23 protein-coding genes are annotated in these 24,699 nt (G+C 73.8%); 10 read left to right on the top strand and 13 right to left on the bottom strand.

Features of this window, described 5'->3' with window-relative positions:
• Window positions 1-247: 247 nt before the first annotated feature.
• The gene (locus tag J4709_RS52190; protein ID WP_208252974.1) at window positions 248-3,478 is read right to left on the bottom strand and encodes an FG-GAP-like repeat-containing protein; all 3,231 of its coding nucleotides are present in this window, start codon (window positions 3,476-3,478) and stop codon (window positions 248-250) included.
• Between the two features lie 281 nt (window positions 3,479-3,759).
• Here J4709_RS52190 and J4709_RS52185 point away from each other — a divergent pair, with 281 nt between their 5' ends.
• From J4709_RS52185 to J4709_RS52175, 3 genes are all read left to right on the top strand, one after another.
• Complete coding sequence (locus tag J4709_RS52185; RefSeq protein ID WP_307802177.1) at window positions 3,760-4,176, top strand: cold-shock protein; 417 nt, start codon at window positions 3,760-3,762, stop codon at window positions 4,174-4,176.
• Between the two features lie 126 nt (window positions 4,177-4,302).
• Window positions 4,303-5,625, top strand: a complete 1,323-nt coding sequence (locus J4709_RS52180; protein ID WP_208252973.1) for a magnesium transporter MgtE N-terminal domain-containing protein — start codon at window positions 4,303-4,305, stop codon at window positions 5,623-5,625.
• Window positions 5,622-6,110, top strand: a complete 489-nt coding sequence (locus J4709_RS52175) for a DUF1003 domain-containing protein (RefSeq protein WP_208252972.1) — start codon at window positions 5,622-5,624, stop codon at window positions 6,108-6,110. The genes J4709_RS52180 and J4709_RS52175 overlap by 4 nt, the downstream gene beginning before the upstream one ends.
• A 19-nt stretch (window positions 6,111-6,129) precedes the next feature.
• Here J4709_RS52175 and J4709_RS52170 read toward each other — a convergent pair whose 3' ends face one another.
• Window positions 6,130-6,585, bottom strand: coding sequence for a MarR family winged helix-turn-helix transcriptional regulator (locus tag J4709_RS52170; RefSeq protein WP_307802176.1), 456 nt, complete (start codon window positions 6,583-6,585; stop codon window positions 6,130-6,132).
• Between the two features lie 120 nt (window positions 6,586-6,705).
• Here J4709_RS52170 and J4709_RS52165 point away from each other — a divergent pair, with 120 nt between their 5' ends.
• Complete coding sequence (locus J4709_RS52165) at window positions 6,706-7,845, top strand: Mrp/NBP35 family ATP-binding protein (protein WP_208252971.1); 1,140 nt, start codon at window positions 6,706-6,708, stop codon at window positions 7,843-7,845.
• A gap of 558 nt (window positions 7,846-8,403) precedes the next feature.
• Here J4709_RS52165 and J4709_RS52160 read toward each other — a convergent pair.
• The 5 genes from J4709_RS52160 to sigE form a co-directional block, all read right to left on the bottom strand.
• On the bottom strand, window positions 8,404-8,754 hold the full coding sequence (locus J4709_RS52160; RefSeq protein ID WP_208252970.1) for a sec-independent translocase: 351 nt from the start codon (window positions 8,752-8,754) through the stop codon (window positions 8,404-8,406).
• Between the two features lie 94 nt (window positions 8,755-8,848).
• Entirely contained in the window at window positions 8,849-10,591 is a 1,743-nt protein-coding gene (locus J4709_RS52155) for a S1C family serine protease (RefSeq protein WP_208252969.1), read from the bottom strand.
• Window positions 10,592-10,738: 147 nt separating this feature from the next.
• Entirely contained in the window at window positions 10,739-11,887 is a 1,149-nt protein-coding gene (locus J4709_RS54405; protein ID WP_208252968.1) for a sigma-E factor regulatory protein RseB domain-containing protein, read from the bottom strand.
• Window positions 11,884-12,489 carry an anti-sigma factor family protein gene (locus tag J4709_RS52145; protein WP_208252967.1) on the bottom strand — a complete coding sequence of 202 codons (606 nt, stop codon included), beginning with the start codon at window positions 12,487-12,489 and terminating at the stop codon, window positions 11,884-11,886. The genes J4709_RS54405 and J4709_RS52145 overlap by 4 nt, the downstream gene beginning before the upstream one ends.
• A 136-nt stretch (window positions 12,490-12,625) precedes the next feature.
• The gene (gene sigE / locus J4709_RS52140; RefSeq protein WP_372442257.1) at window positions 12,626-13,378 is read right to left on the bottom strand and encodes an RNA polymerase sigma factor SigE; all 753 of its coding nucleotides are present in this window, start codon (window positions 13,376-13,378) and stop codon (window positions 12,626-12,628) included.
• A gap of 253 nt (window positions 13,379-13,631) precedes the next feature.
• Between sigE and J4709_RS52135 the strand changes: the two genes are divergently transcribed.
• On the top strand, window positions 13,632-14,234 hold the full coding sequence (locus tag J4709_RS52135; RefSeq protein ID WP_208252966.1) for an O-methyltransferase: 603 nt from the start codon (window positions 13,632-13,634) through the stop codon (window positions 14,232-14,234).
• Window positions 14,235-14,245: 11 nt separating this feature from the next.
• Window positions 14,246-14,872 carry a hypothetical protein gene (locus J4709_RS52130; RefSeq protein WP_232385406.1) on the top strand — a complete coding sequence of 209 codons (627 nt, stop codon included), beginning with the start codon at window positions 14,246-14,248 and terminating at the stop codon, window positions 14,870-14,872.
• A 43-nt stretch (window positions 14,873-14,915) separates the two neighbouring features.
• On the opposite strand, the gene J4709_RS52125 is transcribed toward J4709_RS52130, so the two are convergent.
• Window positions 14,916-16,370 (bottom strand): leucyl aminopeptidase family protein, encoded by a 1,455-nt coding sequence (locus J4709_RS52125; RefSeq protein WP_208252965.1) that lies wholly within the window; start codon window positions 16,368-16,370, stop codon window positions 14,916-14,918.
• A 115-nt stretch (window positions 16,371-16,485) separates the two neighbouring features.
• Entirely contained in the window at window positions 16,486-16,653 is a 168-nt protein-coding gene (locus J4709_RS52120; protein ID WP_083946426.1) for a DUF3117 domain-containing protein, read from the bottom strand.
• A gap of 355 nt (window positions 16,654-17,008) precedes the next feature.
• Here J4709_RS52120 and J4709_RS52115 point away from each other — a divergent pair, with 355 nt between their 5' ends.
• From J4709_RS52115 to J4709_RS52105, 3 genes are all read left to right on the top strand, one after another.
• Complete coding sequence (locus tag J4709_RS52115) at window positions 17,009-17,794, top strand: enoyl-CoA hydratase-related protein (RefSeq protein ID WP_208252964.1); 786 nt, start codon at window positions 17,009-17,011, stop codon at window positions 17,792-17,794.
• Window positions 17,795-17,889: 95 nt separating this feature from the next.
• Window positions 17,890-18,654, top strand: coding sequence for an ABC transporter ATP-binding protein (locus J4709_RS52110; protein WP_208252963.1), 765 nt, complete (start codon window positions 17,890-17,892; stop codon window positions 18,652-18,654).
• 5 nt (window positions 18,655-18,659) lie between these two features.
• Window positions 18,660-21,248, top strand: coding sequence for an FtsX-like permease family protein (locus J4709_RS52105; RefSeq protein WP_208252962.1), 2,589 nt, complete (start codon window positions 18,660-18,662; stop codon window positions 21,246-21,248).
• A gap of 105 nt (window positions 21,249-21,353) precedes the next feature.
• Here J4709_RS52105 and J4709_RS52100 read toward each other — a convergent pair whose 3' ends face one another.
• Genes J4709_RS52100 through J4709_RS52090 form a run of 3 tightly spaced genes read right to left on the bottom strand, consistent with a single transcriptional unit; the run spans window position 21,354 to window position 22,863 of the window.
• On the bottom strand, window positions 21,354-21,926 hold the full coding sequence (locus J4709_RS52100) for a DNA-3-methyladenine glycosylase I (RefSeq protein ID WP_208252961.1): 573 nt from the start codon (window positions 21,924-21,926) through the stop codon (window positions 21,354-21,356).
• Window positions 21,927-21,967: 41 nt separating this feature from the next.
• A complete protein-coding gene (locus J4709_RS52095) occupies window positions 21,968-22,414 on the bottom strand; it encodes an SRPBCC family protein (protein ID WP_232385405.1) in 447 nt (148 codons plus the stop codon).
• Window positions 22,399-22,863, bottom strand: coding sequence for a hypothetical protein (locus J4709_RS52090; protein WP_208252960.1), 465 nt, complete (start codon window positions 22,861-22,863; stop codon window positions 22,399-22,401). Before J4709_RS52090 ends, J4709_RS52095 begins: the two co-directional genes overlap by 16 nt.
• A gap of 54 nt (window positions 22,864-22,917) precedes the next feature.
• Here J4709_RS52090 and J4709_RS52085 point away from each other — a divergent pair, with 54 nt between their 5' ends.
• Window positions 22,918-23,265 (top strand): hypothetical protein, encoded by a 348-nt coding sequence (locus J4709_RS52085; protein WP_232385404.1) that lies wholly within the window; start codon window positions 22,918-22,920, stop codon window positions 23,263-23,265.
• Window positions 23,266-23,277: 12 nt separating this feature from the next.
• On the opposite strand, the gene J4709_RS52080 is transcribed toward J4709_RS52085, so the two are convergent.
• A complete protein-coding gene (locus tag J4709_RS52080) occupies window positions 23,278-24,594 on the bottom strand; it encodes an alkaline phosphatase PhoX (protein WP_208252959.1) in 1,317 nt (438 codons plus the stop codon).
• Between the last annotated feature and the right edge of the window lie 105 nt (window positions 24,595-24,699).

Here is a 24,699-nt window from a genome sequence, read left to right as displayed (position 1 = left end):
CCTGATGATCAGGGACTCGACGCGCCCTTCATGATCTGGCCGGGCGCTGTGGACGGGCTTTCCCGTCGGTCACACATCCACAACACGGTCAAGCCACCCCATATTTCGTCAAGCACGCCCCAACACCGGCGCCGACCTGCAAAGACCACCCAAAACCGCGCCCACGCAAGGCCTCAAGCCCAGTCCACTCCGACCCAAAAAAGTTTGAAACGATCTCCAGGGGCGGGATCCAAGCCCCCGAAAGGGGTCAGCGCAGGGGCCCGTAGTGGCCTGTGCGCTGGTCGTCGTGGTGGTAGGTGGGCCACTCGATGGCGCCCGCTTTGCCCTGGGTCTTCCAGGCGAACAGGTAGCCCTCGCGGGTGGTGGCGACCAGGTCGGTGCGCCCGTCGCCGTCCAGGTCCCCGGCGGACGGGGACCAGATCGTCCAGCCGCCGGTGAACAGGGGGAAGCCGGCGGCCTGGCCGGTCTGGCCGAAGGCGTGCAGGGTGGAGGTGTCGCCGCCGCCGATCACCTCGGCGCGGCCGTCGCCGGTGACGTCCGCGATGATCGGGGAGCCGAGGAAGGCCAGGCCGGTGCGGCGCTGCGGGAAGCCGGGCACGGGCAGGGCGGTGGCGGCGTCGTAGCCGCGCTGGTAGTTGCCGATCGGCTGCCCGCTGCCGGGGAACAGCAAGGCGGCGACCAGGGACGCGGCGCCGGAGCCGCCCTCGGTGTAGCTGAGCCGGCCGAGGGGGCCGAACCGGCCGAACGCCCCGGACGTGGTGAAGGAGAGCGGCACGTCCGCCGGGAGGTTGCCGCCGAGCACGGCGGACGGGTCCAGCGCCGGGTTGGCGAGCGGCCCGTAGTCGCGGAGGATCTTGCCGGCCCCGGAGATCAGGTAGGTGGGGCCGAACGAGGGCCCGGTCGCGACCTCGTCCTTGCCGTCGCCGTCCACGTCGGCCGTGACGGGCTGGTTGACGCCCTCGGTGATGAACTCCTGCGCGCTGCCGTAGAAGGTCATGACCGAGGCCATCCGGACGGGCCAGCCGGACACGGGCGTGCCGTCCGCGTGGTAGGCGAAGGCGTAGTTCGCCCCGTAGAACTGCTCTCCCCCGCCCTTGCTGTCGGACAGCTGGGAGCGCAGGACGATCTCCGGTTTGCCGTCGCCGTCGAGATCGGCGACCGCGGGGGTGCCGGGAAGCTTGTGGTCGTTGATCCGGATGTATCCGACGGGCGGTCCGTTGTCCGTACGCACCTCGACGGGCCATCCGTGCAGATCGGAGCCGTCCGGGTGCCACGCGTGGACGCGGCCGTCCCAGCCGGCCTGGACGACCTCGAGCCGGCCGTCGCCGTCCAGGTCGGCCAGAACGGGCGAGGCGGTCGCGCCCCGCACCGGCAGGCGCGTGTACTTGAGGGCGGGACGCGGGATGGGCGGGGCGGTCACGCCGGTGTCGATGGTCTTGGGCCAGCCAGGGAGGAGCCGTCCGGACGCGTCGAAGACATAGGTACGGCCGGTCGTGCTGGTCGCGACCACCTCCTGGTGGCCGTCGTGGAGCAGGTCGCCGACCGCGACGGGCGCCACGACGGGCTCGTGACCTGGGTCGATGCCGGGATAGGCGTGCTGCGGGACGGTCGGGCGGGTGGTGGCGGGCCAGCCGGGCAGTTCCTTGCCGGACGCGCCGTCGAGCGCGTGGACGCGGCCGTCGCCGTCGGCGTAGACGACCGCCTTCCGGCCTTGGAGATCGGTGATCGCGGGCTGGCTCTCGTTGCCGACGCCGAGCTTGCGGGGGAAGCCGGCGCGCAGCGCGGGGTCGTGGTGGACGGCGATGGCGCGCCGCTCCTCCCCCATCCGCCCGGACGCGTCCCAGACGCGGAGCCGCAGCGTGACCGTGTACTGCTCGCTGGCCGACAGCGCTTTGTCGGTCGACAGCTTGTACTGCGCGTCCCACACCGATTTCGGAACCTGCGAGAGGTCGAGCGTGCCGATGTGTCCGTCGTGGGGCGAGGAGCCGGTGCCGGACCCGGCCTTGTGGAAGGCGCCGTCGGACGGTTCGATGCCCGGCGCCCACTCCAGTTCGTACCGGTATCCGGACGAGCGCGGCGCGGCGACGTATCCCGTCACGTCGACCGACTTCGTGGTCGCCGGATCGTAGAGCGAGTACCAGTCGGGCGCGGTGATCGCGCCGACGGGCGGGACGTTCCCGTCCTTCACGGCCTGCATGGCCTTGGCGACGTTCGGCCGCCCGTACCCGTACTGCCGGTCCCATCCCGGCTTGCCGGGCCAGGGCAGGTGCGGGTCGTCGATGTCGGAGGCCGTCGCCCGCAGCACCTGCACGGCCTCCTCGTTCGTCAGCGGCCGACCGATCTGGATCCCGTACGACAGCAGCAGGCCGAACACCCCGCCGGTCGTCGGCGTCGACTCCGACGTCGACCCGCCCTGCGTGGCCACGGAGAACATCGCCTTGGCGCCGAACGACGTCTCGTCCGAGCGCGTCCGGTAGGTGGTGGTGAGCGTGTTGGCGAGCGGGTCCGGGACCCCGGCGGTGTTCGGGACGAGCCCGTTGCCCGGGATGACGTGCGGCCAGAACATGCCGCCCTGGTGGTCGGTGGAGTCGAAGTCGTTGCTCGACTCGACCATGACGACGCCGTCCCGCCACAGCTTCTCGACGGTCTGCCGCATATAGGAGGAGTAGCCGAGGTCCGCGGTCGTGCTGACGATCACCTTCGCGCCCATGTGCGCGGCGTACAGCCACGCCTGCGCCAGGTCGTCCGTCCGGTCGAGGGCCTCCTGGCCCGCGCGGACGGGCAGGATCCGGCAGCGCGGGCACACTCCGGCGCCCTGCACACCGTTGTTGGTCTGCGCGGCGAGCGTCTTCATCTGGCTGTTCGCGTGCCCGTAGGTGGAGTCATAGGTGGCGGGGTCGTTCTGGTGCTCGTAGAAGTCCCAGCCGGAGATGTCGTCGGTGAAGCCGTTGCCGTCGTCGTCCTTGCCGTTGGAGAACGCGGCGATCAGGTCCTCGGGGTCGATGCGGCCGTTGCCGTTGGCGTCCTTCACGCGCGGGTCGCCGGCGTAGTCCGCGGCGGTGACCGCGCCATCGCCGTCCTTGTCGTAGGTGGACGACCCTTCGGGTCTCGGCAGCTCACCGGTGTTGAGGAAGACCTTGTCGGCGAGTTCGGGGGCGTCGCCGTTGTGCCAGTTGATCCCGCCCTCGACGTAGGCGATCACGACGTCCGGCGATCCGGTCGTGTAGTCGCGCCACGCCTTGTCGACCGACATCCCGGACGCGTTCTCCGGGTCCTTGGCGTTCGGCGCGCATTTCGGCATGAACGAGTAGAGCGCGTGCTGCTCGCCGTTGACGCCGTTCCCGCAGCCCGGCGCCTCGGCGCTCGCATAGCCCGGGTCGTTGGGCGGGGACGCGGGGAACCCGCCCTCCGCGAACGCGGCGGGCGCCCAGGCCAGCAGGGCCGCCATCAGGATCGCGATCACCGGCCGCACGCGCATACCAGGCTCCCGCCGTCGCAGCGATCAGGGAACCCGAATATCCCTCACCTTCTCCCCCGCGCCTACTCACCTGGATGACACAAGAACGTTCGCGCCGCTCACATCCCCGCAACACCCCCGCGTCGCGGCGCCTTCACGGCGTCACAGCATCCCTAGGCGTCCCGTACGCGCGGCAGGGCGGCCCCGGCGGCCGCTTCCCGTGGCCCGGCAGGTGAGCGCGCTAGATTGGGGAAGAGTAGTTCTGGTTCGCGTTTCGCGGTGTGGAGAGTTGGTCGGTTCTGGTGCGTACTGGACGAGTTCTGCGGTTCGACGGGGTTCGCGGCTACGGGTTCATCGTTCCCGACGGCGGCGGTGACGACGTGTTCGTCCACGCCAACGAGGTCCTCGACGACAAGTCGGGCCTGACGCCCGGCGCGACGGTCGAGTTCGAGACGGTCGACAGCGAGCGGGGCCCGAAGGCGTTCGGCGTCCGCATCCTGTCCCGGGCGTCGGCGTCCTCGCCGGCGCCGCGGCAGTCGTCGTCGTCCTCGCAGCTGCTGGACGAGGGGCTGTGCGACGTCCTCGAGCCCGCGGAGCTGCGCGAGGACATCACCGAGCTGCTGCTGTCGGGCACGCCCGACCTGACCGGGCGGCAGATCGTCAGCATCCGGGAGAGCTTCCTCGGTTTCGCCAAGAAGCACGGCTGGGTCGAGGCCTAGGATCCGCCGCGCGGCCCGCCGGGCCCCGCGCGAAGGCTCCCGGCACCGCCGTTTCACCCGCCGGTCACCGGCCGGGCCCCGCGCCCGCGCCGAATCGGCGCGCCGGGCATGGGTAGTGTCAGGCCCATGAGCGGAGCTCCGACGCGCGTGTTCATCGCGCGGCTCGCCGGGATCGCCGTGTTCGACCCCGCCGGCGACCAGGTCGGCCGGGTCCGCGACGTGGTGGTGGCGCTGCGCCTGGCCCCCCGGCCGCCCCGGGTGCTCGGCCTCGTCGTCGAGGTCGGCCCGCGCCGCCCGGTGTTCCTGCCGATCACCCGGGTGCAGGTGATCGAGGCCGACGCGATCATCTTCGACGGCCGGCTGAACATGCGCCGGTTCAGCAAGCGCGAGTCCGAGACGCTCGTCATCGCCGAGATGCTCGACCGCACCATCCGGCTCTGCGACTCCGGCGAGCCCGTCTCCGTCGTCGACGTGGCGATGGAGCCGACCCGCACCCGCGACTGGCTGGTCGGCAAGGTCGCCGTCCGGCGCGGCGGGCGGGGGCTGCGCCGCGGCGCCGGCCTGCGCCGCCGTGGCGAGAGCATGGTCGTGAACTGGGACGACGTCGAGGGTTTCTCCGCCGTCGAGCACGGCCAGGGCGCCGCCGGGCTGATCGCCGCGTTCGGCCAGATGAAGGCCGCCGACCTCGCCGGCATCGTGCACGAGCTGCCCCCCAAGCGGCGCACCGAGGTCGCCGCCGCCCTCGACGACGAGCGCCTCGCCGACGTCCTGGAGGAGCTGCCCGAGGACGACCAGATCGAGATCCTCGGCAAGCTGGAGGCGGACCGCGCCGCCGACGTCCTGGAGGCGATGGGCCCCGACGACGCCGCCGACCTGCTCGGCGAGCTGCCCACCGAGCAGCGCGAGCGGCTGCTGACGCTGATGGAGCCGCAGGACGCCGCGCCCGTCCGCCGGCTCCTCACCTACGAGGACCACTCCGCCGGCGGCCTGATGACCACCGACCCGGTGATCGTCCCGCCGGACGCGACGGTCGCCGAGGCGCTCGCCCAGATCCGCAACCCCGACCTGAACCCGGCGCTCGCCGCGCAGGTGTACGTGTGCCGGCCGCCGACCGCCACCCCCACCGGCCGCTACCTCGGCACCGTGCACTTCCAGCGGCTGCTGCGCGAACCGCCGCCGACCCTGGTCAGCGGCATCTGCGACACCGAGCTCGACCCGCTGCGGCCCACCATGACGCTGGAGTCCGTCGCGATGATCCTGGCCACCTACAACCTGGTCGCCGCGCCCGTCGTGGACGAGAACGGGCACCTGCTCGGCTCGGTGACCATCGACGACGTCCTCGACCACCTGCTGCCCGAGGACTGGCGGGAGACCGCCATGGACGCCTTCGCCGAGGTGTCCGCGGATCCCGAGGAAGAGGCACTCCGGGGCGCCGAGGGGGCGAGATGACACCACGTCTGGACCAGCCGCGCGAGGTCCGCCGCACGATCGTGCCGCGGCCGCACTACGACCCCGAGTCGTTCGGCCGCCTCTCCGAACGGATCGCCCGGTTCCTCGGGACCGCCCGGTTCCTGGTCTACATGACGGGGTTCATCGTCGTCTGGATCGGCTGGAACTTCCTCGCGCCGCACTTCCTGCGCTGGGACCCCTACCCGTTCATCTTCCTGACGCTGATCCTGTCGCTGCAGGCGTCCTACGCGGCGCCGCTGATCCTGCTCGCCCAGAACCGGCAGGACGACCGGGACCGCGTCCAGTACGAGCAGGACCGCTCCCGCAACGAGCGCACCATCGCCGACACCGAGTACATCACCCGGGAGATCGCCGGGCTGCGGGTCGCGCTCAGCGAGGTCGTCACCCGCGACTTCCTGCGCTCGGAGCTCCAGCAGATCCTCCGCGAGCTGGACGCCAAGGACCAGCATCCGACGCTGTCCTAGCCGGGCCGCCGCCCGCCGCCTAGACGGCCTCGTCGGCCAGCTTGTCGAGGATGACGCCGAACGTCCGCAGGTCCGGCTCGTCCAGCCGGCTCAGCACGTACTCGCGGACGCCCTGCCGGTACGTCGGCGTCGCGTCCGCCAGCCGCGCCCGCCCCGCCGGGGTCAGCACCGCGTACAGGCCCCGCGCGTCGCTCGTGCAGGACTGCCGGACGACCAGGCCGTCCCGCTGCAGCCGGTCGACCAGCCGGGTCAGGCCGCTGCGCGACAGCAGCACCCGGTCGGCGAGGTCGTTCATCCGCAGCCGCCCGTCCGGCGCCTCACCGAGATGCATCAGCACGTCGTAGGAGCCCAGCGCGAGATCATGGTCGGCGAGCAGGTCCGCCTGGAGCCGCCGCGAGATCTGGACCTGGGCGCGGAGCATCGTGCGCCACACCGCCAGCTCGGTGCGCGACATGGTGCTGGACTGCGATGTCACGCCCCGATGTTACGGTGCCGGGAGCCGCGGGCGAAGGGGCCGGGGGCGGGTGTCGCGCGCCCGATGTGAGGTCGGGCACCCGATTGGCCGATACCGTCGCGGGGTTCATACCATGGACGCATGGCCCACCAGTTGACGACCGAGCAGGTGACCGCGGCCCTCGCCACGGTGAACGACCCTGAGATCCGCAAGCCCATCACCGAGCTCGACATGGTCAAGGACATCGACATCGCCACGGACGGCGCCGTCCGCGTCGGCGTCTACCTGACCGTTGCCGGGTGCCCGATGCGGGACACCATCACCAAGAACGTCACGGAGGCCGTCTCCAGGCTCGCCGGGGTCACCTCGGTCCAGGTCGACCTGGACGTGATGAGCGAGGAGCAGCGCAAGGACCTGCAGACCAAGCTGCGCGGCGGCGAGCCCGCCAAGGAGATCCCCTTCGCCAAGCCGAACTCGCTGACCAAGGTGTACGCGGTCGCGAGCGGCAAGGGCGGCGTCGGCAAGTCCTCGGTCACCGTCAACCTGGCCGCGGCGCTCGCCGCGCAGGGCCGCAAGGTCGGCGTCGTGGACGCCGACATCTACGGCCACTCGGTCCCCCGCATGCTGGGCGTCGCCGACTCCCCCACCAAGGTCGCCGACATGATCATGCCGCCGGTGGCGCACGACGTGAAGGTCATCTCCGTCGGCATGTTCACCGCCGGGAACCAGCCGGTCGTGTGGCGCGGTCCGATGCTGCACCGGGCCCTGCAGCAGTTCCTCGCCGACGTCTACTGGGGCGACCTGGACGTCCTGCTCATGGACCTGCCGCCCGGCACCGGCGACATCGCGATCTCCGTCGCGCAGCTGCTGCCGTCCGCGGAGATCCTCGTGGTCACCACCCCGCAGCAGGCCGCCGCCGAGGTCGCCGAGCGCGCCGGCGCGATCGCCGCGCAGACCCACCAGCAGGTCGTCGGCGTGATCGAGAACATGTCGTACCTGACCTGCGCGCACTGCGGCGAGCGCCAGTACATCTTCGGCGAGGGCGGCGGCCAGACCGTCGCCGACGCCCTGGCCCGCACCCTCGGCACCAAGGTCCCGCTGCTCGGCCAGGTCGAGATCGACCCCCGCCTCCGCGAGGGCGGCGACAACGGCACCCCGCTGGTCCTCGGCGACCCCGACGCGGGCGCCGCGAAGGAACTGCGCACCATCGCCGACAAGCTGGCCGGCCGCTCCCGCGGCCTCGCCGGCATGTCCCTCGGCATCTCCCCCAAGGGCCGCTGACACACCAAGAAAGGCCCCGCCTCGAGCGGGGCCTTTCATAGTTACGGGCCTCCACCCCCCGAGGGCGCGGGCCCTTGCGCAGCTATGAGCCTCCGCCCCCCTGAGAGCGGGAGTCCTTTCACAGCCACGGGCCTCCACCCGCTGAGGGCCCGCCGGCCCTTCGCAGCTTCAGGCCGTCGCCCGCTAAGAGCGCGGGTCCTTCGCTTCACGGGCCTCCACCGACTGAGGGCGCGGGGCCTTTCGCAGCCCACTGAGGGCGCGAGTCCTTCGTTGTCACGGGCTTTTGTCCGCTGAGGGCGCGCGCGGGCCCTTGCGCATACTCGTCCCCTGGTCACGGGCATGTCTGCGGTGGCTGAAGGCCCTGACGGGGACCCGGCTGCGGCTCCTTGCGGAAGAGCAGAGCTCAGCCGGGGCCACGGGCAGGCACGCGGAGCGAGCGCTAGCGAGCGCAGCGGGCATGCCCGACGACGGACAGGCTGTTTCGCGCGGAGCGCTAGCGGAGCGCGAAACAGCCTGTCCGTCGTGACGGGGGGTTCCAGGGGGGTCGTCCCCCCTGGGCTAAGTAGCCTCGTTGTCGTACGGCGGGCGTTCGCCGTGGTCGAGGGAGCCGGGCGGCGTGGCGGCGTAGGACGGCTCGTCGTCGTCGAAGAGCTTGCCGTTCATGAAGGAGTCGTCGTCCTCGAACAGGTGCTTGCGGACGAACGTCTTCGGGTGCAGGTCGGCGATGTCGAAGTCCTTGAACTCCGGCCCGAGGCCGGCCTCCAGATCGGCCTTGGCCGAGTTGGCCATCTGGCGGAACTGCCGCAGCATCCGGCCGGCCTGGCCGGCGACCTGGGGGAGCTTGTCACCGAAGATGACCAGGGCGAGGACGACCAGCACCGCCATCTCGCCGAGTCCGACGTCGAACAACCCGTCCTCCACAAGCCGCCAGGGACCGGCCCTGCGCGGACCGGCCCCCCCAGCGTATCCCCAGCCGGGATGAACCCGGCCTTAACATCGGGCCCTACGAGCCCAGCGTGACGTCGACGGAGGTCTCCTGGCCGCCGCGCTGGTAGGTGACCTTGATCCGGTCGCCGGGGGCGCGGCTGCGGATCTGCGCGATCAGGTCGGTGGCGTCCTCGATCGGCTGGTCGTCGATCTTGGTGATGACGTCGCCGGGCTTGAGGCCCGCCTTGTCGGCCGGGCCGCCCTTGGTCACCGGGTCCTGGCCCTGCACCGCCTGCTGCATGATGCGGGCGCCGCCCTGCTGGTACTGCGGGTCGGGCAGCACGCCGAGCTTGGCCATCTTGACCTGGCCGGTCGCGATGATCTCCTCGGCGATCCGCTTGCCCTGGTTGATCGGGATGGCGAAGCCGAGGCCGATGCTGCCGCTCTGGCTGCCGCCGCCGAGCGACTGGCCGCCGAGCGTGGCGATGGCGGTGTTGATGCCGATCACCCGGCCCTTGGCGTCCACCAGCGGCCCGCCCGAGTTGCCGGGGTTGATCGCGGCGTCGGTCTGGATCGCGTTGAGGTAGGACGAGTCGCCGCCGCCCTCGCCCTGCGTCGGCACGGCGCGGTTGAGCGAGCTGACGATGCCGGTCGTCACCGAGCCCTGCAGGCCGAGCGGCGAGCCGATCGCGATCACCGGGTCGCCGACCGCGAGCCTGCTGGAGTCGCCGAGGGCGAGGGCGGGCAGCGAGTGCTGGCCCTCCACCTTCACCACCGCGACGTCGGACGAGGGGTCCGAGCCCTTCACTGTGGCGGGCAGCGTCTTCTTGTCGTTGAAGATCACCTGCATCTGGCCGCCGCCGCGGGCCTCGGCCACCACGTGGTTGTTGGTGACGATGTAGCCGCCCTTGACGATGAAGCCGGTGCCGCCGACCTCGCCCTGCGAGGACTTCACGCGGATCATCACGACGCTGGGCAGCACGCGCTGCGCCACTCCCGCGATGGAGTCCGGCGGGCGGTTCTGCACCTTGGTGTCGTCGCCGCTGCCGCCGCCGAGGCTGACCGAGCCGCCGCCGTTGTCGTCGTCGGTGGCGATCACTCCGATGCCCGCGCCGACGGCGCCGGCGACCAGCGCGACGATCAGCGCCACGACGGCCAGCAGGCCGAGGCCTGGGCCGCGTCCGGACGCGGGCGGCGGCGCCGGGATCGGCGCCCAGTTCGGGCCGGTCCCGGGCGTCCCGAACGCCCCCATCGGGCGGGGTGCACCGGGCGGCGGCGGTCCCATCGGCGCTCCGGGGGGCGGCGCGCCCATGGGCGGGCGGCCGCCGGGCGGCGGCGGTCCCTGCTGCCAGCCCCCGTACGGCGGCTGGCCGTGCGCGGCGCGCGGGTCCTGGTCGTAGGGGACGAATCCGGGCCGCGGGCGCTGGTCGTGCGGGCCGTCCATCGGCCCGTCCACCGGCTTGTCCAGGGCGACCGGGGGCGGCGGCTGCGGCATGTCGCGCGGGGGCGCGTCCTGCAGCGGCACTTCCCGGGGCGCCATGGAGGCGGCCACGTCGTCCTGCGGCGGGGCTTCGGCGCGCGGCGCGTCCGGCGGGGCGAACCCGCCCGGCTGCTCGCCGGCGCCGCCCGCGCCGCCCGCCACGAGGCGGTCGGTGCCGCTCGGTTCGGGGCTCGGTTCGGGCTCGGGCTCCGCGGCCGGCTGCTCCAGGGGGATCTCCTGGTCGGTCACCGTCTCGGGAGGAGCCGCCGCGTCCTGACGCTCAGGCTCCTGCCCGGGGACGGCGTCCTCGTCCCCCGGCCGGCGGTTGTCTTCCGTCATCCCCATCTCTCCTACCGAGCATGGTCTCGTCATCCGTGCTCATCGTGCCGGGACAGGCATGTGGCGAGCGTAAGGCAGAACTCGCCGGCACCGCCTCTCGGGTGGGTGCTCCCGGTTTGGACGAAGTTGGGCGTTCCCCGGTTCAGGTCACTTGAACGGATCGGCGGCCGAGGCCAGGCGGCGCGCGCCGCGGGCCAGCCGCGTCCAGAAGGGATCGGAGCCGCGGGGAAGGTCGAAGGCGACCGCCTCCGCCGTGCTCTGCGGCGCGTCGGTCAGGACCGTGTACACGTACCCTCCGGACGCGGCGACGGCCCAGCGGCGCAGCGACTCGCGGCAGAACACCGCCCGGCCGTGCCGGACGGTCTTCTTCCAGCCGGTCAGGGCCGTGGTGTCGAGGGTGCCGGGCTGGACGAACACCGACACCGAGGCCAGGCCGTCGGAGTAGCTGAGGTGGACGGCGCCGCCGGCCTCGCGGCGCGCGTCGTAGAGGGTGAGGTGCCCGGGGAGCCGCTTGGGCAGCGGCCAGCCGCCGCGCTTCAGGCCGGCGAGGGCGCGGGCGTCGAGCGGCTGCTCCAGGATCGAGGAGGTGGCCGCGCTGTTCGGCGCGGCGTTGGCGCTGGTCGGGCCGCCGGCCGGGGCCTCGGTGACGGCGGGGGCGTCGACGGCGGCGCCGCGGGTGCGGCCCGGACGCGGCGCGGTGCCGCCCTGCGCCGGGACGGTGAAGCTGATCTCGGTGAACCCGCTGGTGATCACCGGGCGGCCGGTCGCGTCGATCAGCTCGCGGTGCAGCAGCAGGCCCGTCTCGGCGTCCAGCCAGAACCGGCCCGCGATCGTGCCGTCCCGGCGGCGGGCCTCCACCACGTCGGCGCGGCGGCCGAGCAGGGGCGCGTCGGGCTTGCGGACGACGGTGTAGTTGCGGGTCAGCAGGTCGAGCGTCCGCGCGGTGAACCCGGTGGAGTCGCCGGCGGACACGTCGGGCAGGTAGCCCTGCGCGCCCGCCCCGGAGGTGTAGCGGACGCCGTCGCCGGGGGTGTGCACGGCGGTGACGCGGGACGTCTCGGCCCGGCCCCGGGACCACGTGGTCAGGAAGCGGCGCCCCTCGTAGGGGACGCGGCGGGCGGCGTCGGCGGCGGCGCGCAGCAGGCCGACGGCGCCGGGGTCGCTGCGGGCGCGGCGCGCGGCGGCCGGGTCCCCGGCGAGGCCCCAGGCGAGGGCGACCGCGCCGGCGAGGCCGCCGGCGATGAGGGTGCGGCGCCGTCCCCGGCGGTGGCAGGCCGTCGAGGGCGTCGCGGTCACGGCCCGGGGGCGGTCTTGATCTGGTTCGCCGGGTCGGTCAGCGGGTCGGTGACGGGCGCGTCGCCGGTGGTCAGCGCGTGCTCGACGGCGAACCGGTCGAAGGCGGGGGTGACGGTCGGCGCCTGCTGGCGGCCGCCCGCGACGTAGGAGGCGGTGCCGAGGCCGATGAACAGGGTCGCGGCGCCCACCACCAGGTAGCGGCGGCGGTGCCGGGTCGCGGTCCCGGCGCGGGCGCCGGGCCGGTTGTCGCGGGGACGGGCGGCCGGCGCCGTCCGGACGGGCCGGACGGATGATCGCAGCGGCCGGGAGTGCGCCGCGGGGCGCATCGGCTGGGTGGAATCGGGCGGCTCGGGCGCGGTGGCGCCGGGGTCGGCGCCCATGGACCGCAGGCGGTTCAGGAAGTCGCCGGACGGGAGGTCGTCGGCGCCGTCGGAGGCGGGGACCGCACTGAGCCCGCGCAGCCGCCCCTTGACCCGGCGCAGCTCGTCGGCCTCGGCGCGGCAGTCGGCGCAGCCCGCCAGGTGGGCGAGGACCCGGTCGCGCTCGGCGGGGTCCAGCTCGTCGTCGATCAGAGCGGTCAGGCGCTCACCAAGGCAGCTCACACGGCCTCCTCACGCGGGAACGACCCCCCGCGCCCCCCGGCGGCCCCCGGATGGATGCCCTTGCTACGCCTGGTCATGACGCCCCTGTTCGTTCCGTTCTTCTCCGCGCGCGGCCCCGCTGCCACGCGCGCGGTCGCTACACGCCCTCCGGTTGCGGCCGGACGTCGCCGGCCCCATCGGCGGGTGCCCGCACGCTACCGGTGCCGGAGACCCCGGTCTCGGCCCGCTCCCCCGTGGCGACGGCCTCGGCGGCCTGCCACTCGTTGCGGGTCCCCGGACGGCGACGGGTCGGCGCGCGGTGCTCCAGCGCGGCCCGCAGCTGCGCCCGCCCCCGGTGGATGCGGCTGCGGACGGTGCCGAGCTTGACCCCCAGGGTCGCGGAGATCTCCTCGTAGGAGAGCCCCTCGATGTCGCACAGCACGACGGCCGCGCGGTACTCGGGGGCCAGCGCGTCCAGGGCGGCCTGGACGTCGGCGTCAAAGTTGGTGTCGTCGAACGCCTGCGCGGGCGTGGGCTCGCGGCCCTGCAGCCGCTCCGCGGCGTCGTCGGCGAGTCCCTCGAAGCGGATGCGCTGGCGGCGCCGCGCCATGTCGAGGAACAGGTTCGTGGTGATCCGGTGCAGCCAGCCCTCGAACGTGCCGGGCGTGTAGTTCGACAGCGAGCGGAACACGCGGACGAAGACCTCCTGCGTGAGGTCCTCCGCGTCGTGCTGGTTGCCGGTCAGCCGGTAGGCGAGCCGGTACACGCGCGCGGAGTGCTCGCGGACGACCTCGTCCCAGGACGGCGGTGCCCACTCGGCCTCGGGGGCGTTCTCACGCGCGGCGCTACCCAGCCCCTGCCTGGGGCCGACCCCCACAGCGCCTCTAAAACTCAGTGCTGCGACTCCCATGGTGCCGGGCTGTTCCTCTCTGGTGAGCCAAGACTCTTCGCCTTGGAACGGCACGGTCTCGCCTGGGCTGGGGCGGTTCTGGACCGGTTCGGTGCTCGTGGTTCCACCCACCGGGCGGCGGGTGCTTACGTTCGATGCAACGCGCTGGACCTCCGGATGGTTCCCGGTCAGCGATATGGTCTTTCCAGCATGAGCCAGGCGGGGGTCCCGCGAGGAGGCAGCCATCGACGCCATTCAGGCCACCCTGGCCTACGTGGAGGATTTCCTCCCCGAAGACGAGCCGCTGCTCGAGGCCCGTCGGCGCGGCCACGAGATCGGCGCGACGCCGATCGGGCCGGCGGGCGGTGCCGCGCTGCGCTTCCTGGCGACCCTGCTGGGGGCCCGCAACGTCGTGGAGATCGGCTCGGGCTGCGGGGTGTCGGGCGTCTACCTGATGCGCGGGATGCCGAAGGACGCGGTGCTGACCAGCGTCGACATCGAGCCCGAGCACCAGCGCCTGGCCAAGCTCGCCTACCGCGAGGCGGGCCTCGCGGCGTTCCGCACCCGGATGATCATCGGGCCGGCGCTGGAGGTGCTGCCGCGGCTCACCGACGGCGGCTACGACATGGTCTTCTGCGACGCGGCCAAGCACGAGTACCCCGAGTACCTGACGGCGGCGCTGCGGCTGCTGCGGCCGGGCGGCGTCGTCGCGTTCGACAACGCGCTGTGGCACGACCGGGTCGCCGACCCCGACGTCCGCGACCCCGAGACCGAGGCGATCCGCGACGTGCACCGCGCGATCCGCGAGGACGAGCGCCTCGTCCCGCTGCTGGTCCCGGTGGGCGACGGCCTGCTGTGCGCGGTGAAGCGCGACTAGCGGTGTCCCAGGTGGAGCCGCAGGACGCGCAGGCCGAGGAGGACGTGCCCGCCGGGGCCTTCGCGGTGCGCGACAGGGTGACGTGGCGGGCGGTCTGGCGGTTCGCGGCGTTCCTGATCCTGTTCGCGGCGTCGATCGGGTTCATCGCGAGCGGGCTGATCCGCGGCGCGGGCGTCGGCAGCATCGCGTTCATGGTGCTCGGCGTGGCGGGGCTCGTGCTGTTCGGCGCGGGCCTGGCGGTCTCGCTCGGCGGGCTGCTGGCGCGCCGTCCCGTGCTGGAGCTGGACGCCTCGGGGGTGCGGCGGCCGGCGCGCTGGCCGCTGCCGCGCCGGTCCGGGCGGCTGCTGCCGTGGGACGAGGTGGCGGCGATCACGGCGCTGCGCCGCGGCGTCCCCGGTACGCGCCGCGGCGAGCAGGACTACCTGGTGTTCCTGCCGACGGCGGAGCTGGCGGAGATGGCCCGCACGTCCGACCGGCCCGTCCTGGTGGCGCTGACGATGCGGGACGTCCCGGCGACGGCGGCCGCGGTGCCGTGGTGCTTCGCGGTCGGCCCCGGCTGGGACGCCAGGCTGCCCGAGATCGTGAAGCAGGCCCGGCGCCGCCGCCGCGTCCCGGTGATCGACCGCCGCACCAAGTAGCGGCCCCGCTCCGCTCCAGGCGCCGGTCAGGCGGCTCAGGCGGTCAGGCGGTCAGCCAGTCGAGGAGGAGGCGGACGCCGTAGCCGGTGGCGCCGCGGGTGATCTCGCCGTCGTCGGCGGTGGCGCGGCCGGGGCCGGCGATGTCGAGGTGGCCCCAGGTGCGGTCGCCGACGAACTCGCGCAGGAACAGCGCCGCCGCGATCGCGCCGCCGTTGAAGCCGCCGCGGCCCATGTTGGCGACGTCGGCGACGTCGGACTCGATGCCCTTGCGGTAGTCCTCGACGAGCGGCAGCCGCCACAGCGGCTCGCCCGCCGCGGTGCCGGCGGCGGTGAGCGCGGCGGCGAGCGCGTCGTCGTTGCTGAACAGCGCGCCGTACCGCAGGCCCAGCGCGACCTTGGCGGCGCCGGTGAGGGTCGCGACGTCGACGACCGTGTCGGGGTCGAGCTCGGCGTCGGCGTAGGCGAGCGCGTCGGCGAGGACGAGCCGCCCCTCGGCATCGGTGTTCAGCACCTCGGAGGTCTTGCCGCCGTAGTGCGCGATGACGTCGCCGGGCCGCATCGACGACCCGGACGGCATGTTCTCGGCGGCGGCGATCAGGCCGGTGACGCGGGCGCGGACGCCGAGGCCGCGCAGCGCGCTCAGCACGGCGATGACCACGCCGCCGCCCGCCATGTCGGTCTTCATGGTCTTCATGCCGTCGTTCGGCTTGAGCGACAGGCCGCCGCTGTCGAACGTGATCCCCTTGCCGACGAGCACGATGTGCCGCTCGGGCGTCCCGTCGGGGATGTACGAGAGCTCGATGAGGCGGGGCGGGCGGGCCGATCCGGAGCCGACCGCCAGCAGGCCGCCGAACCCGCCCTCGACCAGCTCCTTCTCGCCGCGGACGCGGACGGCGAGGCCGGACTCGGCGGCGACCTGCTCGGCGCGGGAGGCGAGCCAGGACGGGTCCTTCTCGCCGGCTGGGGTGTTGGTGAGGTCGCGGGCGAGGGCGGTGGCGCGGGCGCGCGCGGTGCCGCGCTCGATGGCGGGCGCGTCGGCCTCGGGCCCGGCCTCGGTCAGCACGGCGAGGGTGCCGAGCGGCCGCTTGGGCGCGCCGGCGCCGATCCGGAACTCGTAGGAGGCGAGCAGCGCGCCCTCGACGAACGCGGCGAGGTCCCCGGCGGGGACGCCCGCGACGAGCGCGGTGCGGCCGCGGCGCGCCAGGGCGGCGCCGGCCTTGCGCAGGTCCGCCGGGGTCGCCTCGCCGACGCCGTACAGCAGCAGGTCGCGGATCTCGCCGCCGACCCGCACGGGGGCGGCGATGATCTCGCCGGCCTCGCCCTTGGCGCCGTGCAGCGCCAGCAGCTCGTCCAGGGTGAACGGCAGGGACTTCGCGACCTCGGCGTCCGGGGCGAGCGGCCCGGAGCGGACCGGGACCGCCACCGCCTCCGCCCCGAGGTCGACCGCGGTACCGGTCACGGTGCCGCCGGCGCCGTGGATGCGGGTCTCGATGGGCATGACGGCGGGTCCCCCCTGAACTGAGCTGTTACCGGATGGTGCGGTGTACGGGAACGGCGACGGTCCCGGCGAGCACGCCGGGACCTTCGCCGGAGAGCCGGGAGCGGCGGAGCCGTCAGCCCACGACGCCCTTGAGCGCCTCGCCGAGTTCCTTGGCCTCGTCGGCGGAGAGCTCGACCACAAGGCGGCCGCCGCCTTCGAGCGGGACCCGCATGACGATTCCGCGCCCCTCCTTGGTCACTTCGAGCGGACCGTCTCCCGTCCGCGGCTTCATCGCCGCCATGCGTGCATCCCCTTCCTGCCTAAAGGCCCCGCGTGGGGCCGTTTGGAGCCTCCGGGCACCGTTGGCCGCGTGGCCGCCTGTCGCATCCGCGCAATCAGTAGTGGTCCATTATCTCGTCTCCTGGGCGCGAAGTGGTAACGATCAGCCTCCAGATCGGAAGACTGCAGGCGTTCGGGGCGCTTCGCCGCTGTTCGATCGGTGCGGGAGGGACCGGCGGGAACGAGGCGGAACGCCGGCGCCCGGGGGCACCGGACGGTCACGCGGGGTGCACGGGAACGGGACGGCACTTGCCCGCCGCGCCCCGGTTCGTCGATGGTTGCCGGGGAAGATCTACCGGGGACCGGGAGGGTGCCGCATGTCCGAGACCGTGCTGTACGACGTGACCGACGGTGTGGGAACAATCACACTGAACCGTCCGGACGCGATGAACTCGCTGACGGTGGAGATGAAGGGCGCGCTGCTGGAGACCGTCCAGCGCGCGGCGGCGGACGCGTCGGCCCGCGCGGTGATCCTCACGGGCGCGGGGCGGGCGTTCTGCGCCGGTCAGGACCTGCGCGAGCACGCCGACAACCTGGCGGCCGGCCGGGGTCTCGACGGCACGGTCACCGAGCATTACAACCCGATCGTGCTGGCGATCGCGGGGATGGCGAAGCCGGTCGTGGCGGCGGTGAACGGGGTCGCGGCGGGGGCGGGCGCGTCGCTGGCGTTCGCCTGCGACCTGGCCGTCGCCTCGGACAAGTCGCGGTTCGCGACGGCGTTCACCGGCATCGGGCTGGCGCCCGACAGCGGCATGTCGTGGACGTTGCAGCGCCTGGTGGGCCGGTCGAAGGCGGCGGAACTGCTGCTGCTCGGCGAGCCGCTGAAGGCACCGGAGGCCCTGGAGCTCGGGCTGGTCAACCGGGTCGTCCCGGCGGACGAGCTGGCCCCGGCGGCGGTGGAACTGGCGCGGCGCCTCGCGGCGGGCCCGACCGTGGCGTACGCGGCGGTGAAGCAGGCGCTGGACCACGCGGCGACGCACGACCTCGCGTCCGCGCTGGAGCGCGAGGCGGTGCTGCAGGACGAGTGCGCCGCTACCTCCGACCACCAGAACGCGACCGAGGCGTTCCTGAAGAAGCAGCAGCCCGCCTTCGAGGGGCGCTAGGGGCTCCTCCTCGACGGGGGTGGGGACAGCCCCACCCCCGTTTCTGGAGGGCGCGCCAATGTGCCGGGAGGGCCCGCGGCGGTTGGCTTGAGGGCATGACACAAGCATCCGCCGCACCGCCCGCCGGGCACGTCCGCGACCAGGTGGCCGTCGCGTCCGGCCTCGTCAAGTCCTACGGGACGGGCGACAGCGCGGTGAGCGCGCTGCGCGGCGTCTCGGCCTCCTTCGCGCGCGGCCAGTTCACCGCGATCATGGGGCCGTCCGGGTCGGGCAAGTCGACGTTCCTGCACTGCCTGGCCGGGCTCGACACGGTGACGTCCGGCTCGGTGCTGATCGGCGGGGTGGAGATCACCGGGCTGTCGCGGACGCGGCTGACGAAGCTGCGCCGCGACCGGCTCGGGTTCGTGTTCCAGTCGTTCAACCTGCTGCCGATGCTGACGGCGGAGGAGAACATCCGGCTGACCGGGCGGCTCGGGAACCGGCGCGCGGACCGGCAGTGGTTCGACACGATCGTGGACGCGCTCGGCCTGCGCCCGCGCCTCGGCCACCGGCCGAGCGAGCTGTCGGGCGGGCAGCAGCAGCGGGTCGCGGTCGCGCGGGCGCTGCTGACCAGGCCCGAGGTGCTGTTCGCCGACGAGCCGACCGGCAACCTCGACTCGCGCTCGGGCGCCGAGGTGCTGGGGTTCCTGCGCTCGGCGGTGGACTCCTACGGCCAGACCGTGGTCATGGTGACGCACGACCCGGCCGCCGCCGCGCACGCCGACCGGGTGCTGTTCCTCGCCGACGGGATGATCGTCCACGAGCTGGCCGGTCCGACCATCGACCAGGTGCACGCCGTGATGCGCCGGATGGGCGGCTGATCCCCGTGTGGCTCATCGCGCGCCGCTCGTTCGCGGAGGGCTGGCTGCGGCTGGCCGCCACGATGCTCGCGGCACTGTTCTCCATCGGCCTGATCGCCGGCTCCCTGCAGTTCGCCCTCCGCGCCCAGGAGGCCGTCTCCGGCACCGATGCGAGTGAGTACGCCCGCGCCGACGTCCTGGTCCAGGGCGGCTCGGTGGACGAGGACGACCCCTACGCGGTGCCGGACGGCCGGGTCGCGCTCGCCCGGGTCGCCGGGCGTCCCGGCGTCGCCGCCGCGGCGGGCGACGCGTCCGTCCCGGTGACGGCGAGCGGCCCCGGCCACAAGACGATCGTGCCGCCGGCGGGGGCGCGGACGCTGCTGCGGCCGTGGACGTCCACGGCCGCGCTCAACCCGTACCACCTGGAGTCCGGGCGGGCGCCCGCCGCCGACGGCGAGGTCGCCGTCACCCGGCACGCCGCCCGCGCCGGGAAGCTGGCCGTCGGCGGCCCGATGACCGTCCTGACGCCGAGGCAGACCCGGACCATGAAGGTCGTCGGGATCGTCACCGTGCAGGGGCACAGCGCCGTCGCGAGCGGCGACCTGCTGCTCGCGCCGCCCGCCACCGTCCAGCAGGCCGCCGGGCTGCCCGCCGGGACCTGGCAGTCCGCGTGGGTGAAGGCCGCGCCCGGCGTGGCGCCCGCGAAGCTGCGCCGCGACCTCGCCCGCGCGTTCGGCTCGTCGGCGACCGTCCGGACGGCGAAGAGCGTCCGCGACGCCCAGTCCGACGACCTGAAGGGCGCCGGGGCGTCCATCGGCGGCGCCATCGGGATGCTCTCGTCCCTCGCCGTGTTCGTCGGCCTGTTCGTGGTGTCCAACACCTTCGGCACGCTCGTCCGGCAGCGGACCCGGCGGCTCGCGCTGCTCGGCGCGATCGGCGCGACGCCGCGGCAGATCAAACGGCTGATCCGGCTGGAGGCCCTCGTCCTCGGCATCGTCGCCTCGGCGGGCGGCGTGCTGCTCGGCTACGCCGTCTCCGACCTGCTGACCAGGCTTTTCGCGCAGGACGGCTTCGACATCAGCGCCGCCGACGCGCAGTACGGCTGGATCGCGATCGCCGTCCCCGCCGCCGCCGGGATCGTCGTCACCCAGCTCGCCGCGTGGCGGGCCGCCCGGAAGGCGGCGCGCATCTCCCCTATGCAGGCGCTCAGGGCGGCGAGCGCCGACACCGCCGGCCGCCGCTGGCCGCGCCTCGCCGGCGCCTTCGCGGTCTTCGCCTTCGCGTCGGCGTTCTTCGGGCCCGTGTGGGCGGTCCGCGCCGAGGAGCCGCCCGGACCGGACCGCACCATCGGGATCTGCGTGCTGATCCTGATGGGCTCCATGACGACCGTCGCGGCCCTCGCCGTCCTCGGCCCCTTCTTCGTCGGCCCCCTCGGCGGCCTGGTCGGGCGGATCGGGATGGCCATCAGCGGTGAGGCGGGCCGGCTCGCCCGCGCCACGATCACCCGCAGCCCGCGGCGCGTGTCGTCGGCCGCGTCGTCGCTGATGCTCGGCGTCGCCCTCGTCGGCGCCACCGCGATGATCGTGATGTCGGCGAACGGCCGGTTCGACCAGGCCGGACGGCAGGTGATGCGGGCCGACCACGCCATCGCCGCGACCGGCACGACCGCCGACGGCCCGGCGCCGCTGCCCCGCGACCTCGCCGCGCGGGCCGCCGCCGTCCCAGGCGTCCGGCACGCCGCCGCCCTCACCACGACCGGGTTCAAGCTCGTCTCACCGAAGCCGAAGCACCACGACGGCGACGACTCCGACAGCTCCGCGCGCTACGTCACCGTCACCGGCGTGGACCAGGCCGCGATGCCGTCCCTGCTGCGGCTCGGCGGGCACCTGCCGCCCCTGCGGGACGGGCAGATCGGCCTCACGTCCACGACCATGAAGGCGAACGGCCTGCACAAGGGGCAGCGGATCGTGGTCTCGGGGGCGCGCGGACGCATCCCCCTTACGGTCGTGGGCGCCTACCACGACCCGTCGCACCTGTTCGCCGACGGCGCGCTCGCCGCCCCGTCCACCATGGACCGCCTCGACCCGGACGCCGCCGCACAGGCGATCCTCGTCAGCGGCGGCTCCGCGGACGCCCTGTCGCGCGCGCTCGGCGGCGTCACCGGCGTCAAGGTCATGGACAAGGGCGCCTACGTGAAGCAGGCGGCGAGCTCGATGACCAAGGGCATGCGGGTCATCTACGGGTTCATCGGGATGTCGCTGGTGCTGTCGCTGTTCGGCATGGCCACCACCGTCTCGATGAGCGTCGCCGAACGGACCCGCGAGTTCGGGCTGCTCGGCGCCGTCGGCGCGACCATGGCGCAGATCCGGGCGATCGTCCGGTGGGAGGCCGCCACGGTCGTCCTGCTCGGCGGCCTCCTCGGCATCGGCACCGCCCTCGGCACCGTCGCGATCCTGCACATCGCCACCGGCAGCTCGTTCCTGGCGGTGAACCCGCCGTGGTGGCTGTTCGTCCTCGTGGCCGCCGGCGCCGCCGCAGCGACCCTCGCGACCTCGGCCCTCCCGGCTCGCCGCGCCTCCACGATCCCCGTCCTGGAGGCCGCCAAGGCCGAGTAAGCGGCGGCTCCTGCCCAGCCGTCAGCAGCCGCGGGTGCAGCGATCGCGCGCAGTGCCCGCCGAAGGGAAGGCGCCCCAGCGCCTGACCGCCAAGGGCACTGCAAACTAGTACGCGCCTCGTCGGTGGCAGCCTGTCAGGTGGTCGTCGACGAGGCCGCACGCTTGCATGAGGGCGTAGGCGGTGGTCGGGCCGACGAAGCGGAAGCCGTGCCGTTTCAGCTCCTTGGCGAGGGCCTTGGAGCCGTCGGTGTAGGCGGGGACGTCGGACATGTCGGCGTGCGCGGGGGCGTGGGGGTCGGCGAAGCGCCAGGCCGTGGCGGCGAGACCGCCCGGGACGTCCAGCGCGGCGCGGGCGTTGTTGATCGCCGCGTCGATCTTCGCCCGGTTGCGGACGATCGACGCGTCGGCCATCAGCCGCTCGACGTCGTCCGGCCCGAACGCGGCGACCTTCTCGGGGTCGAAGCCGCAGAACGCGGCCCGGAACCCCTCCCGCTTGCGCAGGATCGTCAGCCAGGACAGCCCCGACTGGAACGCCTCCAGGCACAGCCGCTCGTATAGGCCCTGGTCGTCGCGGACGGGACGGCCCCACTCCTCGTCGTGGTAGGCGATGTAGTCGGGGGCCGACAGCCCCCACGGGCAGCGCGCCAGCCCGTCCTCGCCTCGGATCGCTGTGCTCACCGGCCCGTTCTACCGCATGCCGCCGACAGAACGGCCCCGGGTCAGGACGGGCGGGCCGCCAGCGCCGCGAGCCGCCGCAGGCCGAGGCCCATGAACGCCCGCACGACGGGGCCCGCGACCAGCCATCCCGCGCGTCCGGCGACGCCGAGGGGCAGCCGGACGCGCTCCGCCCAGACGACGCGGCTGCCCTTCCCGTACGGGTGGACCTCGAACCACGCCTCGCCGCGCACGACGCGCCCGGTGTGCCGGACGGCGACGAACCGGCCGGCCCGCCAGTCGGTGATGATCATGGTGTCGAGGAAGCCGACCGGCCCGGCGCCCGTCCACGCCCGCAGCTCGGCGCCGACCTCGCGGCCGCCCTCGGCGCGGGTGAACGGCATCCACTCGGCGTGCCGCGGCCAGTCGGTGAGGACCTCGAACAGCCGGTCCGGCGGCGCGTCCGAGAACGCCTCCGCGTGGACGGCGACCTCGCTCACGGAAGTTCCCATGGACCGTCCTTGCCCGATTCCGGGCCGTCCTCCGCCTCCTGCGGGTCCGGTTCCTCGCGCAGCCCGGCCGGCGGGGCGTCCTGCTCGGGGAAGTGCGGGTCCTGGAGGCCGTGCAGCGCGCCGATCCGCTCGGGCTCCGGCGCGACCGCGGCGCCGTGGCGCAGGTCGTCGAGCCGCCGCTCCAGCTCCGCGACGCGGGCGTCGCGTTCGGCGAGGGTGCGGGCGAGGTCGCGGAGCGCCTCGTCCGCGACGGGCGCCTGGTAGCCCCAGAACGCGCGGGGCAGGCGAAGCGCCAGGACGTCCCGCGGCGTGACGAACCGCCCGTCGCCGAGCGGCAGCGGCGGGTGGTCGGGATGGGTCTCGGTCAGCTCGCCGCCCCGGCCCATCGCCAGGACGACGACGGAGCCCAGCACGGCCAGGCCCGCCAGCACGAAGACCACGACCAACATCTCGCTCCGTTCTCCACACGACTCCGCACCCCCGATCGTGCCACGCTTGGGGGCATGGGGTTGCACGAGGAGCGCACCGCGCCGCGCGAGGGCCTGATCCTGACCGGCGCGGAGCGGGCGCCGGAGGGGACCGTGGACGCGGGCACCGCGCCCCCGGCGGCCCGGGTGAGCGAGCTGGTGGAGCGGGCCGGGCCGTCCGGCGCCGTCCTGGTGGCGCTGGAGTCGGACGCGGCGGAGCCCGATCCCGGGCTGATGGCCGCCGCGTCCGTCTACGCGTGGCTGGGCGCGAGCGTGTTCCGGGTGCCCGCGCCGCAGGTGGACGGGGTGCGCCAGGTCCTCGACATGGTCGCCGCGATCCGCGGCACCCGCCCTCCCGCCGTCGCCCGCCGCGGGCTCGCCTAGGCGGCGTCCGGCCTAGCCGCGGAGCCTGTGCCAGGGGCCGGTGATGGCGAAGGTCACGCCGGGGCCCTCCTGCCGGTTGGCGAACAGGATCTTGCCGTCCGGGGAGAACGTGACGCCGGTGAACTCGCTGCCGTTGAGGGCGTTGCGGGCCATCGCGAACGGCTTGCCGGCCTTGGTGGTGCCGACGAGGTGCTGGTCGCCGTCGCCGTCCTCGGCCAGCATCACGCCGCCGCCGTACGGGGAGACGGTGATGTTGTCCGGGCCGTCGAACCTGCCGCCCGGCTTGAACACCAGCTGCAGCTCGATCTCGTTCTTGCGCGGGTCGTAGGTCCAGACCTGCCCGGCGTGGTCGGCGGCGCCGCCGTCGGCCTTGTGCGAGTAGGAGCAGACGAAGTACGCCTTGCCGTGGCCCCACCAGGCGCCTTCGAGCTTCTGGCTGCGGGTGATGGTGTCGAACTGCTTGCGGGTCGACTCGGTCTTCGCGGACGGGTCCGGCACGGACTCCCAGCGGCAGTGCAGCTTCGTACCGGGCTCCTGGACGACCGACAGGTCCGGGACGCCCCGGACGTTCATCGCCTCGAGCCGTCCGCCCTGCAGGTAGGCGTGGTAGTCGCCGCGGTGTGCGCGCGGGCGGAACCGGTAGAACAGGCCGAACGGGCCGTGCGCGTCCTCGGTGAGGTAGGCGGTGAGGGTGTCGGGGTCGACGGCGACGGCCTCGTGCGCGAACCGGCCGAGCCCCGTCAGCGGCACCGGCTTGGTGCGCCTGCCGTGCGGGTCGACCTCGAAGACCCAGCCGTGGCTCTTGGTCTGGGCGCCGAACCCCTCGGTCTCCTCGCAGGTCAGCCAGGTGCCCCACGGGGTGCGGCCGCCCGCGCAGTTGGTGGACGTCCCGGCGAGGCTGACGTACTGCGACAGCAGCTCGCCGTGCCTGTCGACCTCCAGCGTGGTGGTGCCGCCGTTGGCGGCCGGGTCGTAGGTGAGGGCGGCGGGCGCGACGGCGCGGGTGCCGTTGTCGCTCTGCTCGTGGTTGCGGACGAGCCTGGTCCGGCCCGGCCTGCCGCCCGGGAAGGTGGCCGTGCCGTCGTGGTGCCCGGGGACGACGACGCCGTCGGAGATCGGGTCGCCCTCCGTCGACAGGGTCTTGTAGGCGAAGCCCTTGGGCAGGTCGAGGACGCCCTTGGGGTCGGGGATCAGCGGGCCGTAGCCGTAGGCCTCGCCGGTCTCGGCGCCCGCGGAGGTCTGGAAGACCGAGTCGAGGCTGCCGGCCAGGGCGATGGACAGCGCGCCGGCGGCGCCGCCCTTCATGACACCGCGACGGGACACGGACATGGTGCGGTCTCCTTCACCGTGAGGGGATCATGAAGGAGCGTCGCGGCCGGCGCTGAACCGGGGGTGAACGGTCAAGTGCCGGACGGCGAACCCCCAGGACACTCT

It is taken from the genome of Actinomadura violacea, from assembly GCF_017573465.1.
Lineage (GTDB): Bacteria > Actinomycetota > Actinomycetes > Streptosporangiales > Streptosporangiaceae > Spirillospora > Spirillospora violacea.
This window is presented reverse-complemented; position numbering and strand designations above follow the sequence as displayed.

Excerpts from the sequence above, each read along its gene's own strand:
- J4709_RS52125 (WP_208252965.1), bottom strand. The coding sequence starts at position 16,370 with ATGCCCATCGAGACCCGCATCCACGGCGCCGGCGGCACCGTGACCGGT.
- J4709_RS52110 (WP_208252963.1), top strand. The coding sequence starts at position 17,890 with ATGACACAAGCATCCGCCGCACCGCCCGCCGGGCACGTCCGCGACCAG.
- J4709_RS52085 (WP_232385404.1), top strand. The coding sequence starts at position 22,918 with ATGGGGTTGCACGAGGAGCGCACCGCGCCGCGCGAGGGCCTGATCCTG.
- J4709_RS52180 (WP_208252973.1), top strand. The coding sequence starts at position 4,303 with ATGAGCGGAGCTCCGACGCGCGTGTTCATCGCGCGGCTCGCCGGGATC.
- J4709_RS52095 (WP_232385405.1), bottom strand. The coding sequence starts at position 22,414 with ATGGGAACTTCCGTGAGCGAGGTCGCCGTCCACGCGGAGGCGTTCTCG.
- J4709_RS52165 (WP_208252971.1), top strand. The coding sequence starts at position 6,706 with ATGGCCCACCAGTTGACGACCGAGCAGGTGACCGCGGCCCTCGCCACG.
- J4709_RS52120 (WP_083946426.1), bottom strand. The coding sequence starts at position 16,653 with ATGGCGGCGATGAAGCCGCGGACGGGAGACGGTCCGCTCGAAGTGACC.
- J4709_RS52190 (WP_208252974.1), bottom strand. The coding sequence starts at position 3,478 with ATGCGCGTGCGGCCGGTGATCGCGATCCTGATGGCGGCCCTGCTGGCC.
- J4709_RS52175 (WP_208252972.1), top strand. The coding sequence starts at position 5,622 with ATGACACCACGTCTGGACCAGCCGCGCGAGGTCCGCCGCACGATCGTG.
- J4709_RS52115 (WP_208252964.1), top strand. The coding sequence starts at position 17,009 with ATGTCCGAGACCGTGCTGTACGACGTGACCGACGGTGTGGGAACAATC.
- sigE (WP_372442257.1), bottom strand. The coding sequence starts at position 13,378 with ATGGGAGTCGCAGCACTGAGTTTTAGAGGCGCTGTGGGGGTCGGCCCC.
- J4709_RS52155 (WP_208252969.1), bottom strand. The coding sequence starts at position 10,591 with ATGACGGAAGACAACCGCCGGCCGGGGGACGAGGACGCCGTCCCCGGG.
- J4709_RS52080 (WP_208252959.1), bottom strand. The coding sequence starts at position 24,594 with ATGTCCGTGTCCCGTCGCGGTGTCATGAAGGGCGGCGCCGCCGGCGCG.
- J4709_RS52090 (WP_208252960.1), bottom strand. The coding sequence starts at position 22,863 with ATGTTGGTCGTGGTCTTCGTGCTGGCGGGCCTGGCCGTGCTGGGCTCC.